This window comes from Microbacterium sp. EF45047 (genome assembly GCF_028472845.1).
GTDB classification, from domain to species: Bacteria; Actinomycetota; Actinomycetes; order Actinomycetales; family Microbacteriaceae; genus Microbacterium; species Microbacterium neungamense.
Genome location: NZ_CP069429.1, coordinates 35,407 through 51,010, shown reverse-complemented (window position 1 = coordinate 51,010; position 15,604 = coordinate 35,407). Strand labels below are relative to the sequence as shown.

Annotated in this window: 17 protein-coding genes, 1 tRNA gene and 1 pseudogene; 10 read left to right on the top strand and 9 right to left on the bottom strand. The window is 70.3% G+C overall.

The genetic code is table 11. The features are described 5' to 3' along the window. Positions 1-208: 208 nt before the first annotated feature. The gene (locus JRG78_RS00285) at positions 209-1,717 is read left to right on the top strand and encodes a hypothetical protein (protein ID WP_272653476.1); all 1,509 of its coding nucleotides are present in this window, start codon (positions 209-211) and stop codon (positions 1,715-1,717) included. Between the two features lie 273 nt (positions 1,718-1,990). Here JRG78_RS00285 and JRG78_RS00280 read toward each other — a convergent pair whose 3' ends face one another. Continuing rightward, the gene (locus tag JRG78_RS00280) at positions 1,991-3,073 is read right to left on the bottom strand and encodes a LacI family DNA-binding transcriptional regulator (protein ID WP_272653475.1); all 1,083 of its coding nucleotides are present in this window, start codon (positions 3,071-3,073) and stop codon (positions 1,991-1,993) included. A gap of 58 nt (positions 3,074-3,131) precedes the next feature. On the opposite strand from JRG78_RS00280, the gene JRG78_RS00275 reads away from it, so the two are divergent. The 3 genes from JRG78_RS00275 to JRG78_RS00265 all read left to right on the top strand — a co-directional run bounded on the left by JRG78_RS00275 (position 3,132) and on the right by JRG78_RS00265 (position 5,860). Then, positions 3,132-4,361 carry an MFS transporter gene (locus tag JRG78_RS00275; protein WP_272653474.1) on the top strand — a complete coding sequence of 410 codons (1,230 nt, stop codon included), beginning with the start codon at positions 3,132-3,134 and terminating at the stop codon, positions 4,359-4,361. Positions 4,362-4,370: 9 nt separating this feature from the next. Then, on the top strand, positions 4,371-5,066 hold the full coding sequence (gene nucS / locus JRG78_RS00270) for an endonuclease NucS (protein ID WP_259607027.1): 696 nt from the start codon (positions 4,371-4,373) through the stop codon (positions 5,064-5,066). Positions 5,067-5,191: 125 nt separating this feature from the next. Beyond that, positions 5,192-5,860 carry an HAD hydrolase-like protein gene (locus JRG78_RS00265; RefSeq protein WP_259607026.1) on the top strand — a complete coding sequence of 223 codons (669 nt, stop codon included), beginning with the start codon at positions 5,192-5,194 and terminating at the stop codon, positions 5,858-5,860. A 44-nt stretch (positions 5,861-5,904) separates the two neighbouring features. Here JRG78_RS00265 and JRG78_RS00260 read toward each other — a convergent pair whose 3' ends face one another. Beyond that, entirely contained in the window at positions 5,905-6,501 is a 597-nt protein-coding gene (locus JRG78_RS00260) for an alpha/beta fold hydrolase (RefSeq protein ID WP_272653473.1), read from the bottom strand. Positions 6,502-6,571: 70 nt separating this feature from the next. Between JRG78_RS00260 and JRG78_RS00255 the strand changes: the two genes are divergently transcribed. Then, positions 6,572-7,153 (top strand): TetR/AcrR family transcriptional regulator, encoded by a 582-nt coding sequence (locus JRG78_RS00255; protein WP_272653472.1) that lies wholly within the window; start codon positions 6,572-6,574, stop codon positions 7,151-7,153. Between the two features lie 116 nt (positions 7,154-7,269). On the opposite strand, the gene JRG78_RS00250 is transcribed toward JRG78_RS00255, so the two are convergent. Further along, positions 7,270-7,476, bottom strand: coding sequence for a cold-shock protein (locus JRG78_RS00250; protein ID WP_259607023.1), 207 nt, complete (start codon positions 7,474-7,476; stop codon positions 7,270-7,272). A gap of 468 nt (positions 7,477-7,944) precedes the next feature. Here JRG78_RS00250 and JRG78_RS00245 point away from each other — a divergent pair, with 468 nt between their 5' ends. Together JRG78_RS00245 and JRG78_RS00240 are read left to right on the top strand one after the other, a co-directional pair. Further along, positions 7,945-9,000, top strand: a complete 1,056-nt coding sequence (locus JRG78_RS00245; protein ID WP_272653471.1) for an IS110 family transposase — start codon at positions 7,945-7,947, stop codon at positions 8,998-9,000. Positions 9,001-9,337: 337 nt separating this feature from the next. Then, positions 9,338-9,997 carry a recombinase family protein gene (locus JRG78_RS00240; RefSeq protein WP_272653470.1) on the top strand — a complete coding sequence of 220 codons (660 nt, stop codon included), beginning with the start codon at positions 9,338-9,340 and terminating at the stop codon, positions 9,995-9,997. A gap of 85 nt (positions 9,998-10,082) precedes the next feature. On the opposite strand, the gene JRG78_RS00235 is transcribed toward JRG78_RS00240, so the two are convergent. The 4 genes from JRG78_RS00235 to JRG78_RS00220 form a co-directional block, all read right to left on the bottom strand. Continuing rightward, a complete protein-coding gene (locus JRG78_RS00235) occupies positions 10,083-10,205 on the bottom strand; it encodes a hypothetical protein (protein ID WP_272653469.1) in 123 nt (40 codons plus the stop codon). Between the two features lie 217 nt (positions 10,206-10,422). Continuing rightward, positions 10,423-11,163, bottom strand: coding sequence for an integrase core domain-containing protein (locus JRG78_RS00230; protein ID WP_272653468.1), 741 nt, complete (start codon positions 11,161-11,163; stop codon positions 10,423-10,425). After that, positions 11,105-11,374 (bottom strand): hypothetical protein, encoded by a 270-nt coding sequence (locus tag JRG78_RS00225; RefSeq protein ID WP_272653467.1) that lies wholly within the window; start codon positions 11,372-11,374, stop codon positions 11,105-11,107. The genes JRG78_RS00230 and JRG78_RS00225 overlap by 59 nt, the downstream gene beginning before the upstream one ends. Beyond that, entirely contained in the window at positions 11,371-11,688 is a 318-nt protein-coding gene (locus JRG78_RS00220; RefSeq protein WP_022883238.1) for a transposase, read from the bottom strand. The genes JRG78_RS00225 and JRG78_RS00220 overlap by 4 nt, the downstream gene beginning before the upstream one ends. Before the next feature lie 68 nt (positions 11,689-11,756). Here JRG78_RS00220 and JRG78_RS00215 point away from each other — a divergent pair. After that, positions 11,757-11,864 (top strand): annotated as a pseudogene (locus JRG78_RS00215) (integrase core domain-containing protein); the annotation flags it as partial. A gap of 284 nt (positions 11,865-12,148) precedes the next feature. Here JRG78_RS00215 and JRG78_RS00210 read toward each other — a convergent pair. After that, positions 12,149-13,231 carry an IS110 family transposase gene (locus tag JRG78_RS00210; RefSeq protein ID WP_272653466.1) on the bottom strand — a complete coding sequence of 361 codons (1,083 nt, stop codon included), beginning with the start codon at positions 13,229-13,231 and terminating at the stop codon, positions 12,149-12,151. A 564-nt stretch (positions 13,232-13,795) separates the two neighbouring features. Here JRG78_RS00210 and JRG78_RS00205 point away from each other — a divergent pair. Both JRG78_RS00205 and JRG78_RS00200 read left to right on the top strand, forming a co-directional pair. Further along, complete coding sequence (locus tag JRG78_RS00205; RefSeq protein ID WP_432806422.1) at positions 13,796-13,978, top strand: CsbD family protein; 183 nt, start codon at positions 13,796-13,798, stop codon at positions 13,976-13,978. A gap of 108 nt (positions 13,979-14,086) precedes the next feature. Then, positions 14,087-15,178 (top strand): carboxylate-amine ligase, encoded by a 1,092-nt coding sequence (locus JRG78_RS00200; protein ID WP_272653464.1) that lies wholly within the window; start codon positions 14,087-14,089, stop codon positions 15,176-15,178. Positions 15,179-15,279: 101 nt separating this feature from the next. On the opposite strand, the gene JRG78_RS00195 is transcribed toward JRG78_RS00200, so the two are convergent. Next, positions 15,280-15,363, bottom strand: a tRNA-Leu gene (locus JRG78_RS00195). Between the last annotated feature and the right edge of the window lie 241 nt (positions 15,364-15,604).

The window sequence follows — 15,604 nt, the reverse complement described above, 5'->3', positions numbered from 1 at the left end:
GGCGGGCGGTGTTCCCCATCCTATCGGGCGGTCTCCCCCGCCCTCCCGGCCCGCACTCCGCCGGCCTTCGCGCGCCGCGCCGGCCGGTCGCACCGTCGGACGCGGAGCCCGTCCACGGACGCTGAGCCTGTCGAAGCGTCCGCCCCGCCGCGCACCCCACCGCACCGGACCCGCCAGTGCCAGGCAACGGGCGTGCGACAGTAGTGCCATGACCCGCACGTCCCTCCGCGAGCTCGTCGGCTTGCTCGCGGCGACGGGGATCGCGATCGCCGTCACGGCGGTCGTCGCGGCCTCGCCCCGCGGCGAGCTGCTGTTCCGCGATGGGGACTCCCTGGCGGTCGCGCTGCTCGTCCGCTCGATGCTCGAGGGCGATCCGCAGGACTGGGCCTTTTCGAGCGTCCTGTTCATTCCGGAAGCCGCATGCTTCCTCGTGCTGAAGGCGGGCCTGCCCTTCCTCGATGTCGATGCGCTGCTCGCCGTGAACGCGGTCGTGAACATGGTCGCGCTGTACGGAGCGACCCGGCTGGCTGCCGGGCGGCGCGAGCCTGGCCGGTCGCCCGTCGCGTGGTCGCTTATCGCCCTCGGGGCCTTCGGCATGCTCGCCGCATCCGAGACGTCCGCTTCCCGCGATGCTCTCGAGCCGGCATCGCTGCTGTTGACGACGACGTACTACTCCGCGACGGTGATCGGCGCCGTCATGGCGGTGGGCCTCGTGCGCCGCCTTCTCGACACGACGTCGCGCAGAGTGCTGCTCGGCACGACGTTCGCGCTCGGTGTCACCACCGTTGTCTCGACCGTCTCCAACCCGCTCTTCGTCGCCTGGGCCGTCGCTCCGCTCGTCGTGATCCTCGCCGTCCGGGCCGTGCGTGACGACCAGCGAGTGCCTTCGCTGTCCGGAGTCGGTGCGCTTCTCGCCGGTGCCGCAGGCGGGATGATCGGCCGCATACCGCTGTCGGAATGGATCGCGAACAGCGGGACCGGATACGCACAGCCGGCGCTCTGGCAGGAGTCCATGAGCCACTACGCCGCGCTGGGGATCGAGCGTCTGGCGTCACCGCACGGTTTGGCGGCTGCGGTCCTCACGGCGGCGCTCATCGCGCTGTGCGTTGTTCGCAGCATCCGCGCCGGCGACGGCTCAGGTGTGATTGCGCTCTACGGCTGGCTCGCGCCGGCACTGGTCGTCCTGGGGGCGATCGCGCTGGGTACGCACGCAGCCCGCTATCTCGCACCGATCGCCTTCGCTCCGGTGCTGGGTCTTGTCGCCCGGCCGACCGCTCTGCCGTCGCCCCGGCTTGTTCGGCGGGCGGCGGCGTCCGTCGCCGCCGTCGCACTTGCAGCCGGCGTCGTGATCGGCATCCCGACCATCGGCGCCGCCGCCGGACGGCCCGATCCCGATCTCACGTGCGTCACCGACTGGGTGGACGGCTCCGGCCGCACGGGCGCCGGCCAGTTCTGGACTGTGCGCCTGCCGAAGCTGCATCTCGCCGAGCCCTCACGGCTCGTGCAGGTCGACCACCGGCTGCGCGGTTACGCATGGCTCGTCAACCGCACCGACTTCGCCGTCGGCGAGGTGACGTTCCTTGTTGAGGACGCGCAGACCGTCCCGTGGGACCTTCCCCCGCCTGGCGCCGTGCCGGACCGCGTCATCGAATGCGGCCGCTACCGCATCCTCGACTACGCCTCGTATCCGCTCCCCCTCGGCCCCCAGCGCTCCTGACCATCGCCGGGTTCGCCGGGAGAGAATCGCACCGCAAGGCGGCCTCGCGGATGCGGGAACCTCCTCACGGCTGGACACGCTGCGGCCGCCGGGAGAAGAACGCACCGCGGAACGCCCCGGGGCTGTGGGAGCCTCCCGGCGGCGGAGCGCGTCACTCTCGGCGGGAGAGAAACGCACCGGACACGGGCGTTTCCGATGCAGAAAGCTCCCGCCGACCGCCCCGCGCGACCGGCCCGCGCCCGGCGCGCGCACGCGGCGCCAGCGCCCGCGCCCTCACCGCCCCGCGGGCGGCGCCGTCGTCGTCCCCTCGCGGAAACGGCAGGTGAAGTGCACCGACTCCCCCGGCTCTCCGGCCAGCATCCGCGCGATCTGGGCGCCGGCGGCGCGCCCCTTCTCGATCGCGGGCTGCACGATGGTCGTCAGCCGCTGGTCACCGAGTCCGTCGACGGCGATCCCGTCGAAGCCGACGACGCTGAGATCCTCCGGCACCCGCAGGCCGAGATCCTCGGCGGCGCGCATCGCACCGACCGCCAGCAGGTCGCTCTGCGCGACGATCGCGGTCGGCCGTTCGGCATCCGGCAGCCGCTTCCCCGCCTCGTCGGTCAGCAGCGCTCGCGCGGCGATCATCCCCTCGTCGATGAGGTTCCCCGCGGCGCTGACCACCGGGGCGTCCGGGAACACCTCGCGGAACCCGGCGAGCCGGTCGAGCGCGACGTCGACGGTCGCGGCGCGCAGGCGCGCCGGCGTGACCGGTCCGCGCTCGCGCGCCGGCTCCATCGGCAGCGTGATCTCCGCCACCCGCTCATGCCCGAGGTCGCGGAGATGCCGCGCGATGGCCGCGCTGGCCTCCCGGTTGTCCAGGGTGACCCGGGGCACGCCCTCCCCCGCCGCGCCCTCGATGACGACCACGGGCAGCCCGCGCTGCCGCACGGTCTCGACCGCGGCGCGCGTGCGCGCGGAGCATCCGATGAGCACGACCGCATCCACCGGCGCCTCCGCGATCGGCGGTGGATCGTCGCCCTGCGGATCGTCGCGCAGGAGGAGGAGTCCCGCACTGGCATCCGTCAGCGCATCGGTGAGCCCGTCCATCATCGCCGTGGTGACCGGGTCGAGGAACGCATGGCGCAGGTGCGCGGACAGCACGACGCCCACGATCCCGCTGCGTCCGCGGCGCAACGAGGCCGCACGCGGGTCCGGCCCCGCATAGCCGAGCTCCGCGGCGGCGTCGAGCACCCGTCGGCGGGTCGCCTCGGCGACGTTCACCTTGCCGCTGAACACCACCGAGGCGGTCGACGTCGACACCCCGGCCGCCCGGGCGACGTCGGCGATCGTCGGCCGGCGCGGCTGGATCGTCATACCCCGAGGATAACCCGGAGTCGCTGCGCGGATCGAATCGATTCGATAGGGTGGGGGAGTGGAATCGACGCTCACCCGCTCCCAGTTCGTCCGCTGGCGCCTGGCGATCTTCGCGATCTTCCTCGCCAGCGGCCTCTCCATCGCGACCTGGGCCTCCCGCGTGCCCGGCATCAAGGAGGCGCTCGACCTCGACAACGCGCAGGTCGGCGTGCTGCTGCTGGGGATGGGCGTCGCCTCGATCCTCGGCATCTCCCTGAGCCCCGCCGTGATGGCCCGCACCGGCGCGCGCCGCGGCATGCTCCTGAGCATGCTGTTGTTCGCCGCGGGCATCGCCCTGATCGGCCTGGGCGCGAACGTGTTCGGCTCGGTGCCGGTCGTCCTGCTCGGCATGGCGCTGTTCGGCTTCGGCAACGGATGCGTGGACGTGATGATGAACGTCGAGGCCACCGCGATCGAGCAGCAGATGGGCCGGACCATCCTGCCGGTCTTCCACGCCCTGTTCAGCTTCGGCACCGTGCTCGGCGCCGGGGCGGGGGCCCTCGCGGCATCCGTCGGTCTCGACGTCGCCGCGCACGCCGGCGTCATCGGCGTCGTCATCGCGGTCGCGGCCGTCGTCTGCTTCTTCCAAGTCCCCGCCCGCGAGGCGGCGCTCGACCCGGTGGACGAGGAGAAGCCGCATTGGCGGGAACGGATGCACGTGGCGCTCGAGGCCTGGCGCGAGCCGCGCACCTACGCGCTCGGCGTCGTCATGCTCGGCATGTCCTTCGCCGAGGGCGGCGCGAACGACTGGATCGCGCTCGGCGCGGAGGAGGGTCACGGCGCCGCGCCCGGCATGGGCGCCGTCGCCCTCGCCGTCTTCTCGGTCGGCATGACGGTGGTGCGCCTCTTCGGCGGCCCCGTCGTCGACCGGTTCGGCCGGGTGCCCGTGCTCCGCGCGCTCGCGCTGACCGCGGCCGCCGGCATCCTGCTCTTCATCCTGGGACCGTCGCTGCCGCTCGTGCTCGTCGGCGCCGCGCTGTGGGGCATCGGGGCGTCGCTCGGATTCCCGATCGGGATGTCCGCGGCCGCCGACGATCCGGCGAAGGCCGCCGCGCGCGTGAGCGCCGCCGCGACGATCGGATACATCGCCTTCCTCGGCGGTCCGCCCGTCCTGGGCTTCATCAGCGAGCACATCGGCCTGCTGAACACCCTGTTCATCCTGGTGGGCCTCGTCGTGGCATCCGGTCTGTTCTCGGGCGCCGCCCGGCCGCTGCCTGCGGACGAGCTGACGGCGAGCGCGACGAAGTAGGCTCGACGGGTGCGTCTCGTCATCGCCCGCTGCTCCGTCGACTACACCGGTCGTCTCAACGCCCACCTGCCCCTGGCCACGCGCCTGCTGGTGCACAAGGGCGACGGCAGCCTGCTGGTGCACTCCGACGGCGGCAGCTACAAGCCGCTGAACTGGATGAGCCCGCCGTGCTCGCTCGCCACCGAGGAGCCGGGGGAGGAGGAGGCCGGCGCCGGCGTCGTCGAGGTGTGGCGCGTCACGCACAAGAAGACCGGGGATGCCCTGCGCGTGCAGATCTACGAGGTCATCCACGACTCGAACCACGACCTCGGCATCGACCCCGGGCTGCAGAAGGACGGCGTGGAGGCGGATCTGCAGCGCCTCCTCGCCGAACAGGTCGAGCTCGTCGCCGAGGGGGCGACCCTGGTGCGCCGGGAGTACCCGACCGCGATCGGTCCCGTGGACCTGCTCGTGCGGGATGCGGCGGGGGCGGCGATCGCGGTCGAGGTGAAGCGCCGGGGCGACATCGACGGCGTCGAGCAGCTCACCCGCTACCTGGAACTGCTCGGCCGGGATCCGCACCTCGCCCCGGTGCGGGGCGTCTTCGCGGCGCAGGAGATCAAGCCGCAGGCGCGCGTGCTGGCCGAGGACCGCGGCATCCGCTGCCTGGTGCTGGACTACGAGGAGATGAAGGGCCTCGAGTCGGGCGTTCCGCGGCTGTTCTGAGGGAGGAGGCGGGACCCTTCGACAGGCTCAGGGTCCTTCGACGGGCTCGGGGTCGGGCGACAGGCTCAGGGTCCGGGTGTCCGCCGGCGCGCGAGCGCGCAGTCGGCACCCGTAGGCTGGAGGGCATGCCCGCCTCCCGCTACTCCTGCATCCTCTGGGACGTCGACGGCACGATCGCCGACGCATCCGCGGGCATCCTTCCCCGACTGCGACAGGTGTTCGCCTCGTACGGCCTGCCCGAGCCCGCGCCCGAGGCCCTCGCCGCGTGGATCGGCCCGCCCATGTTCGAGTCGTTCCAGCTCCACGCCGGGATGACGCCCGAACAGGCCGAGGAGGCGCTGGGCCGGTACCGCGCCCTGGCCGCGGCCGACGGATACGCGGCATCCGTGGCCCTGTACCCGGGTGTGGCGGACGTGATCCGCGCGGTGTCGGATGCCGGCATCCCGCAGGCCACCGCGAGCACCAAGCCCGAGAACCAGGTCGCCGCGATCCTCGAGCACTATGAGCTGCTCGCCGCCTTCACCGCGATCTCGGGGGCGCGCCCGGGCCCGGAGGGCCGCAGCGACGGCAAGTCCTTCGTCGTCGCCCGCGCCCTCGAGCGCCTCGCGGATGCCGGCGCCGACGTCAGCTCACCGGTGCTCATCGGCGATCGGCATCACGACATCGACGGCGCCGCCGAGCACGGCATCCCGGTGATCTTCGCCGAGTGGGGCTTCGGGGATGCCGGTGAGGGAGCGGGCGCCGTCCATCGCGCCGCCGCGCCCGAGCAGCTGCGCAGCCTGCTGCTCGCCTGACACGGCCCCGGCGCCGACCCGGTCGCGCCGCGGACCCGCTCGCGCTACCGCCGCGCCTCCGCGATCGCCGCCGCGACGGCCTCCGGGTGATCCAGATGCGGGATGTGCCCGGCATCCGCGACCACCGTCACCTCGGCATCGGGCATCCGCCTCGCCAGCGCCTGCGCCGCGGACGGCGGCAGCAGGCGGTCCTGGTCGCCGAGCACGAGCCGGCGCACCCGATCCGGATGCGCGGTGGCGAACGCCGTGGCGACGAACCCGCCCATCGACCCGGCGACGAGGTCGACGCGGTCGAGCTCGAGCGCATCGAGGAGCGTCGCGACCCACTCCGCGGACTCCCGCCGGAATCCGCGCACCCGCACATCCCTCGGATCCGACAGGCCGAATCCCGGCCGGTCCGCGACGAGCACGCGCCCCGACAGCCGCCCCGCGATCGGCGCCCATTCGGCGGTGACCCCCACGCCGCCGTGGATCAGCAGCACCGCCGGCCCAGTGCCGTGGTCGAGGACGGCCGTCCGCCGTCCTTGTGCATCCGTGATCAGCCGCTCGGCGGCCGGGAAGCCGCGGCTCGCGAAGGCCGCCCTGCGCAGCGTCCGGAAGCGAGCACGCCCCTCCGGCTCTCCCCGCCGCTCGCCGTCCATCGCCGCTCCCCAGCCGCCGCACGCCTATCGTTACACCGTAACGTAACGCCGTTTCGGTATGCTGTCAAGCATGGGGCGACCACGGATGCATGACGAGGCGACCGCTCTGCGCCTGCTCGACGCGGCGGAGCGCCTGATCGAGTCCTCGGGTGTCGAGGCGCTCTCGATCCGCGCGCTCGCGGGCGCGACCGGCACGAGCACGCGCGCCGTGTACAGCACGTTCGGGTCCAAGCGCGACCTGCTGGCCGCTCTCGCCGGCCGGGCCTTCCGCATCCTCGAGCAGGAGGTCGCGGCCGTTCCGGAGACCGCGGACCCGGCATCCGACCTCGTCAACGCCGGCCTCGTCTTCCGCCGCCTTGCGATTGAGCACACGGCGCTCTTCCGGGTCGCCTTCCACGACAGCGAACCCGCCGAGGCCGCGTGGCCCGAGATCCGCCCGCTGCAGCGCTCGGCGCTCGCCCGGCTCCGCGCACGGATCGCCCGGGTGCTGCCCGAGGGCGCGCCCGCGTCCGCCCTCCGCGCGCACACCTTCGCCTTCCATGCGCTGTGCGAGGGGCTGGCGACGCTGCAGCTGCGCGGTGCGCCCGTGGGCGACGCGTGGGAGGGGTCTTTCCGCACGCTCATCGAAGGCATGCGGCGGACGGATGCCTGAGGCCGGCCCCCTCAGCACACGCCGAGCCCGCTCGTCGCCCGCGGGGCGCCCTCGACGCACGAACTCCCCGCCCCGGACGACATGGTCCGGGAACGGGGAGTCCGGTGAGTCCCGCCTCAGAGGGGGCGGATGTTCTCGGCCTGCAGGCCCTTGGGACCCTGCGCGACGTCGAACTCGACGCGCTGGTTCTCCTCAAGGGAGCGGTAGCCGGATGCCTGGATGGCGGTGTAGTGCGCGAAGAGGTCGTCGCCGCCGTCGTCGGGGGAGATGAAGCCGAAGCCCTTCTCCGAGTTGAACCACTTGACCGTGCCCTGGGTGCTCATTTACTGCCGTTCTGCTGATTGCCAAGCCGCCGCGGGCTGCGCCGACTGGTGCTAACGCTAGCCCAGGGCACGGATGCGGCGGTACGGGTTGACAGAAGGTGATCCAAATGTTGCAGAGGCCTGTCGCTACCCGTCGGTGCGATGCTCGGGGGCGGGCCGGGCGCGGCCCGCGGCATCCGCCGATGGACGTTGATGGCCCCCACCGCGGGGGGAGCGATGGGGGCCGGAAGACGACCGGAGGGTGCGTCGGATACCAGCGTACAACAGATCTGAATATTTTGTCCCCCATTTGGGGGACAAAATCGAGTTTCGGTGCGATGATGGTGCCAGAGGCCCCCGGAAGACTAGACGGTATGTAGTAGCCCTCTTTTGGTGAGGGGGTCGCGGGACGGGGCCTCACTCGCAAAGCTCGTGGGTTACCGGGTGGAGGTGGTCCGCCCGGCCTATCCGACAGTTGTGGGAGGCCCCGTGTTTACTGAGCGTACGAGTGTTGGGCTCGACGTGCACGCCCGTTCCGTCGCGGCAGCGGCGATCGATGGTGTGACAGGCGAGCTAATCCAGGCGAAGTTGCCGCCGGGCAATGATCGAATCGTTGAGTGGGTGCGCGGGCTTCCCGGTCCGGTCGCGGTGGCGTATGAGGCCGGCCCGACGGGGTTCGGGCTGCACCGGTCGCTGATGTCGGCAGGTGTTCGGTGCGTGGTCGCGGCGCCGTCAAAGTTGCAGCGTCCGTCGGGGGATCGGGTGAAGACCGATGCGAAGGACGCGGTGCATCTGGCGAGACTGCTGCGGCTGGACGAGATTACCGCGGTTTCGGTGCCGTCCGCCGATCAGGAAGCCGCACGCGATCTGGTGCGCGCACGCGAGGACTGTCGTGGCGATCTGATGCGCGCGAGGCATCGGCTCAGCAAACTGCTGCTGCGACACGGGATCGTCTATGACGATGGTGCCGCGTGGACGGCCAAGCACGACCGGTGGCTGCTCCAGCAGCACTTGGTCGGTGCCGCGTCGCGGGCGGCGTTCGATGCGGAGTACGAGACGGTGCTGCAGATCAAGGCACGCCGGGATCGGCTCGACCGGGCGATCGAGCAGCTCGCCGCCGACAGCGAGTTCACCCCGGTCGTGCGCAGGCTCGGGTGTCTGCGTGGAGTGAGCACGCTGACGGCGTTTGCTCTGGCCGTGGAGATCGGCGACTGGGACAGGTTCACCGGCAACAGCATCGGATCGTTCGTCGGACTCGTGCCCAGTGAGTTCTCGTCCGGGCAATCCCGGGTGCAGGGGCCCATCACCAAGACCGGCAACGGCCATGCCCGTCGGCTGCTCGTCGAATCCGCCTGGCATCATCGTCCGCGCTATCACCGGAGAACACGGGCAATAGCGGCCATTGCTTGCACTGCCGGAGGATCTACAGTGCCCAGCGCCGGTCTGCTGGCATTTCGTCGGCCCAGCGGCGAGGCATCACGGTGCGCGCCGCTGACCCGGAGACCGTGTGCAAGAACGGGCACTCTCGGACGCCTGAGAACGTAGGCCAGCATGGCCAGTGCAAGCCGTGCCGTAGAGATCACAGGACGAAGCGTCGCGCTGCTGGCAAGTCGTCCAGGCTGAACGCTGAGCACCGCGCCATTGTGGACGCCGTAAAGCGCCAGCCGTGCAGCGACTGCGGGCAGCGTTACGAGCCGTGCCAGGTAGATCTTGATCACCTACCAGGCGTGCACAAGGTGGCGAACGTGGCGTACATGGTGCACAACCCGGCCAAGTACACCATTGAGCAGCTACGGGCCGAAATAGCGAAATGCGAGGTCGTGTGCGCCAACTGCCACCGGCTCCGAACTGCCAACCGTGGCAAGTGGCGGGGGGTGACGGCATGACCGTCATGATCGGTTACCTGCGCGTGTCCACCGAGGAACAGGCCAGCAGCGGCCTCGGGCTTGATGCCCAGCGCGACACCATCCAGCGCTACGCAGACGCGCACGGCTGGGACATGCTCTGGTACGAGGACGCGGGCCTCAGCGCCAAGTCGCTCGCCCGCCCTCAGCTACAGGCCGCGCTCGACCGGCTGGACACCAGCCCCAAGCGCCGCGACGTTGACGGCATTGTGGTCGCCAAGCTGGACCGCCTGAGCCGTAGCGTGGCCGACTTCGCCCGCGTGCTGGAACTGGCCCGCTCGCGCTGCTGGGCGCTGGTCGCTATCGACCTGGGAGTGGACACCAGCACCCCGACCGGCGAGCTTGTGGCCAACGTGATGATGTCCGTAGCCCAGTGGGAGCGCCGCGTGATCGGTGAGCGCACCAGCGCCGCGATGCAGGCAGCCAAGCGGGCAGGCCGTCACATGGGGCGCGTGTCGGTGCTGCCCGAGGCGACCGGTGAGCGGCTGCTGGCGCTGCGCCGCACGGGCACGCTCGCCGCGACGGCTGCCGCGCTGAATGCCGAGGGGCACACCACGGCTACCGGCCTGCCGTGGACCGTCAACGGTGTGGCCAAGGCACAGCGTCGCCTCACATCCCGGCTGGTCGTCGTCGCCTGATGGCTTCCGGCGCACAGGTCGCCGACGTACTGAGTCAGCCGTGCGCCGCGCGTTCGCAAGCCGCCCGACACGGCCAGGTTGGACGCTACTTCTTCTTGGTCTTCTTCATCGAGAAGGAGCCGTCCTTGTGCTTGACCTTCTCATACCCACCGAAGGCGTTACTCTTGCCAGTCTTCTGCTTCAGGCGCTTCTTGCTGACCTTGGCCATGTATTCCCCATCCCTTAGCGCAAGCCGCGCTCATCGCGCTTGCTAAGCCACATCAAGTAGCCCCCTGTGGTCACGATGGTGAGCACGCTCGCGAGAATCGCGTCCAACTTCCACACTTCGAGCGTCAACCACAGCGTCAGCCAGAGTACCCCAACTAGCCCCAGCCACCTGATGAACCCCATGCGGCAAGTATGGACCACAGTCGCGATGTCCCGCGTCAAGTAGTTGGCAGGATTTCTTCTGTTTCAAAGGTGGGGGTGGTGGGGTCGGCCAGGCCGAGGTGCACCTCCAGTGGCCGGTTCCAGGCGATCGCCTCATGAGGGCGCTCGGTGTTGTACTCGACTCGGTAGTCCTCGGCCCGCTCGATGAGCGTCAAGGCGTCCGGGATCTCGTCGAGGAACAGCCGCTCGTACTTCAGCGTCCCGAACCCGCGTTCGCGTGACCCGTTCTGGCCTGGCGACTTCACCCGGGTGCGGACATGCCGAAGCTCGGGGTGACGCATGATGAACAACTCGAAGTTCAACGACCGGAACGGGCCGCCATTGTCCGTGACGATGGTGAGGACCGGCAGCAGCTCCCCGGTGTCCGCATCGACCTCACACTCGTCGACGAGCGGGTGCCCGAACAGACGCTCGTCCTCGGCCAAGGCGAGATCGATCGCGGCGATCGCGTCGTACTGGTTCGCCGTCGGCGACACATGGAACGGGTACTCGAGCTTCGAGAACCAGTCCCGACACCCCGCGATCCGCCAGGTCCCGCCCTGGGTGGTCTCGAACTCGCTGAAGTCCAGCTGCCACACCTGGTTCGGTCCGGTCGGGTTGCGAGCGAACGCTGCCTTCCGGTCCTTCGCCAACTCCCGACGCTGCTTCTGGTACTCCGACGGCAGGATCAGCCCGTCGTCACGCAGCAGCCGCAGCACCGTCGCCTGCGACACCTTGGGCCCGTCGTGCCGCGTCATCGCCCAGATCTTCCGGTGACCCCACGCCGGCTTCGCCAACGCATGCTTCACCACCAGCGGCCGAGCGGCATCCCTCGCCGGCTGCGGCCGCGGCCCCCTTCGGCGGCTGTTCCTGCCGCGCCTTGGCCTGCCAGCGTCGCCAGGTGCGTTCGGGCATGTCGATCAGCTTGCAGAACCTCGCGGTCGACATGCCCGCCTCGACGCGGATCACCTCGAGGTCCTCGAAGGGCCCAAGCGTCCCTCCGCGGACTTCTTCCATACCCGGATCTCGACCGCCGCCTCACCGAGCGCCTGGGTCAGCTCCGCGACCTCCGCCTCGAGCTGCTGCTCCCGGGTCGAGGGCCCGTTCTTGCCCGCCGCGAGACTCGTCTTCCCGGCCTCGAGGAAGTCCGCCTTCCACCGGCCGATCGACTGCTCGCTGACCTTCTCGCGCCTGGCCGCCTCGGCGATCGTCATCTCGCCGGCGAGGATGCTCAGCACGATCCTCGTCTTCTTCTCCACCGGGATCACAGGTGGTCTTCCCATGTCGAACTCTCCGCTCAGGACTCAATCAATGGTCCTGCCACAAAGTCTGACGCGCGACAGTTGCAACCGCTCACGACGACTGGCTCCATCACTACAATCACCACAGACCCCACACCGGGCTCGGAGGCTCCACCCCCGCCGAACGCGTTCACAACCTCACGGGGAAGAACACCTGATATGTAGTGCCTTGTTGTCAAGAGGGCATGGCGAGGCGCCGTCCGGGATTGCCCCGGGCGGCGCCTCTTGCTTCGTGGTCGGGCTGGCGGGTGAGCGTGTCGTTGCGACGCGCGGTCAGTCTGATATTCGCGGGTTGGTTACCGCAGGACGGTTCTTCGGCAGGAGCGGGACCGCGTGTCTAGGAACGAGCGTCGCCCGCATGATGCCGAGCTGCTCATAGGTGTTTCGCGGGTCGCTCCTCGCGCTGCCACCGGCCGTTGAGATCGCGAAGCAGCTCGAGGGATCAGTCGTTCATCACTGCCAGGGACCAGCACCAGCCGGCGAGTTCTCTCGCGACGGCGACGTTCGCGATCGTGGGTCGTTTGCGTCGTTCGATGAACCTGACCCACCGGTCGTGGAGGCGCCTGTTCCCGAGGTCACCGCGGGCACGAGCTGCGGCGGAGGCTTGTTCCCAACGCCCGTGCATGACAGCGCCGACGTGATAGCGCGGACGATGATGCCAGGCGGATTCGACGAGCAGCCGACGGGCATGGCCGTTGCCGGTCTTGGTGATGGGCCCCTGCACCCGGGATTGCCCGGACGAGAACTCACTGGGCACGAGTCCGACGAACGATCCGATGCTGTTGCCGGTGAACCTGTCCCAGTCGCCGATCTCCACGGCCAGAGCAAACGCCGTCAGCGTGCTCACTCCACGCAGACACCCGAGCCTGCGCACGACCGGGGTGAACTCGCTGTCGGCGGCGAGCTGCTCGATCGCCCGGTCGAGCCGATCCCGGCGTGCCTTGATCTGCAGCACCGTCTCGTACTCCGCATCGAACGCCGCCCGCGACGCGGCACCGACCAAGTGCTGCTGGAGCAGCCACCGGTCGTGCTTGGCCGTCCACGCGGCACCATCGTCATAGACGATCCCGTGTCGCAGCAGCAGTTTGCTGAGCCGATGCCTCGCGCGCATCAGATCGCCACGACAGTCCTCGCGTGCGCGCACCAGATCGCGTGCGGCTTCCTGATCGGCGGACGGCACCGAAACCGCGGTGATCTCGTCCAGCCGCAGCAGTCTCGCCAGATGCACCGCGTCCTTCGCATCGGTCTTCACCCGATCCCCCGACGGACGCTGCAACTTTGACGGCGCCGCGACCACGCACCGAACACCTGCCGACATCAGCGACCGGTGCAGCCCGAACCCCGTCGGGCCGGCCTCATACGCCACCGCGACCGGACCGGGAAGCCCGCGCACCCACTCAACGATTCGATCATTGCCCGGCGGCAACTTCGCCTGGATTAGCTCGCCTGTCACACCATCGATCGCCGCTGCCGCGACGGAACGGGCGTGCACGTCGAGCCCAACACTCGTACGCTCAGTAAACACGGGGCCTCCCACAACTGTCGGATAGGCCGGGCGGACCACCTCCACCCGGTAACCCACGAGCTTTGCGAGTGAGGCCCCGTCCCGCGACCCCCTCACCAAAAGAGGGCTACTACATACCGTCTAGTCGGAAGGGCCACTGCATGCAGGGATCGTCGAGGCACTGGGGATAGCCGCTCCGTCGCTGGGGATACGACGGCGGCGATCGATCTCCCGAGGCATGCCCCTTCACCATACGGGAGGGAACTCTCACCTGGGGGAGTGGCGAAGGGTTTCTCAGGGGGATCGCAGGTTCGGGAGGAGACGGACGCACAGCGAGGCACCGTCTCCCCCGAAACCGCGACAGCGCTCACGGCATCCGTTCATCGCCCGCCCCGCCGGGCCGCCTCCGTCACCATGGCCGCTCCACGGTCCGCCTCCGCCCCGCTCGCGGCCCGTTCCCGCTACCCTGCCCGCCGCCCGGCTGTCAATCCCGTCGCCCGTCGCCCTGCTCGGTGGCACAGTGGCATTCCACTCATCGAGGGGCGGCACACCGTCCCGTAACGAAGGGAGAGCGCTGTGGGAAGCATGGACAAGGCCAAGCACAAGGCGGAGGAGATGGTCGGCAAGGCCAAGGAGGGCATCGGCGACGCGACCGACAACGAGAGCCTTCAGGCCGAGGGCAAGCTCGACCAGGCGAAGGCCAACGTGAAGCAGGCCGGTGACGAGGTCAAGGAAGGCGTCAAGGACGCGTTCGACGACGACAAGTGACCCCTCTCCGCACGGGGTCTCGCTGAGATCCCGCCCCCTACCAGGCGGTGCGCCGTCGGCCCTTCGGGACGCCGGCGGCGCATCGCCCCTTTCTTCCTGGAGGTCCCCATGCCGCGATCGGTCCGCTTCGGCGTCGAGGAGGAGTTCGTGCTGCTCGACGACCGCACCCTGGTGCCGTTGTCCGCGGCGAGTGCGCAGCGGCAGGTGCTGCGCGCCGGTACCCCCGGCGGCAGCATCTCCAAGGAGTACCTGACCAGCCAGCTGGAGTGCGCCACCGACCCGGTCGCCACACTCGACGAGGCGTCGACGCAACTGGTCGAGCTGCGTGGCACCGTGGCGGCCCACGCCGCCAGGCTCGGCGCGATCAGCGGTCCCACCGGCACGCCGTTCACCCTCATCGGCGGTCCGGACGTCTCGGTGTCGCCGCACTACGACGAGGTGGCCGCGCTGCTGGGCGGGATCACCCGCGAGCACGAGGTGAACGGCCTCCACGTGCACGTCGAGGTGCCCGACGACGAGGAGCGGGTGCGCGCCCTGCGGCGCCTCCGGGTGTGGCTGCCGGTGCTGCTCGCGCTCAGCACGAACGCGCCGTTCGCGTATGGCGGCCCGTCCGGCTTCGCCAGCTGGCGCAGCATCCTCATCCGCCGGCTTCCGGTCTCGTGGTGCCCGCCTCGATTCGCGGATGCCGAGGACTACCACTCCATGGTCGAGCGCATGGTGCGCATCGGCCTGCTCCCGGATTCGTCCTCGGTGTCCTGGGCGGTGCGGCTGTCCGAGCGCTTCGACACCGTCGAGGCCCGCGTCACCGATGCGCAGCTGCGGGTCGAGGACACGCTCCTGCTGGTCGCACTCATCCGCGCCATCGCGTGCGCCGACGGCCTCGATGACGAGGCGCGTCACGAGGATCTCGACGCCTCGCTGTGGCTGGCCGCCCGGCACGGCATGCGCGCCCGCTTCTTCACTCCCGCCGGCGACGGGATCGAGGATGCCTGGGGCGCTGTGGACCGCCTGCTGGCCGGCATCCGTCCCGTGCTCGACGATCTGGGCGACGCGGCCTTCGTCGACGAGCACCTGGAACGCCTCCGCCGCGACGGCACCGGCGCGGAGCGCCAGCTGCGCGCCTTCGAGGCGGGGGGAGTGGATGCCCTCGCGGACCTCTACCGCACCGGCGTCGCCGCCGGCCCCGCGAAGGTCGCCTGAACGCTCCGCCGCCTCCGCCGGGCCCAGCGCTCCAAGGGCCCACCCTGAACACGAGACGGCCGAGGGCCCGAACCTTGCGGTCCGGGCCCTCGGCCGTTCTGTGCGCGAGGGGGGACTTGAACCCCCACGTCCGTAAGGACACTGGCACCTGAAGCCAGCGCGTCTACCTATTCCGCCACTCGCGCATGTCGTGTTCCGGAGAACTCAACCTCCCGAGGATATCACGTGCGCGGACCTCCTCTTGCACGGCATCCGTCCGGCATCCGACGCGAGACTTGCTTTCCGGCACGAGACTCAGCGCCAGGGACTGAGTCTCGTGCTGATGGCCACGTCTCGCCCCCGACCACCCGCCCCGTGACCACCCGCCCACCCGACCGCCCGGCCACCCGCACCGCGGCCGCGCCCGCTCCAGGCGACCCGCAGAGG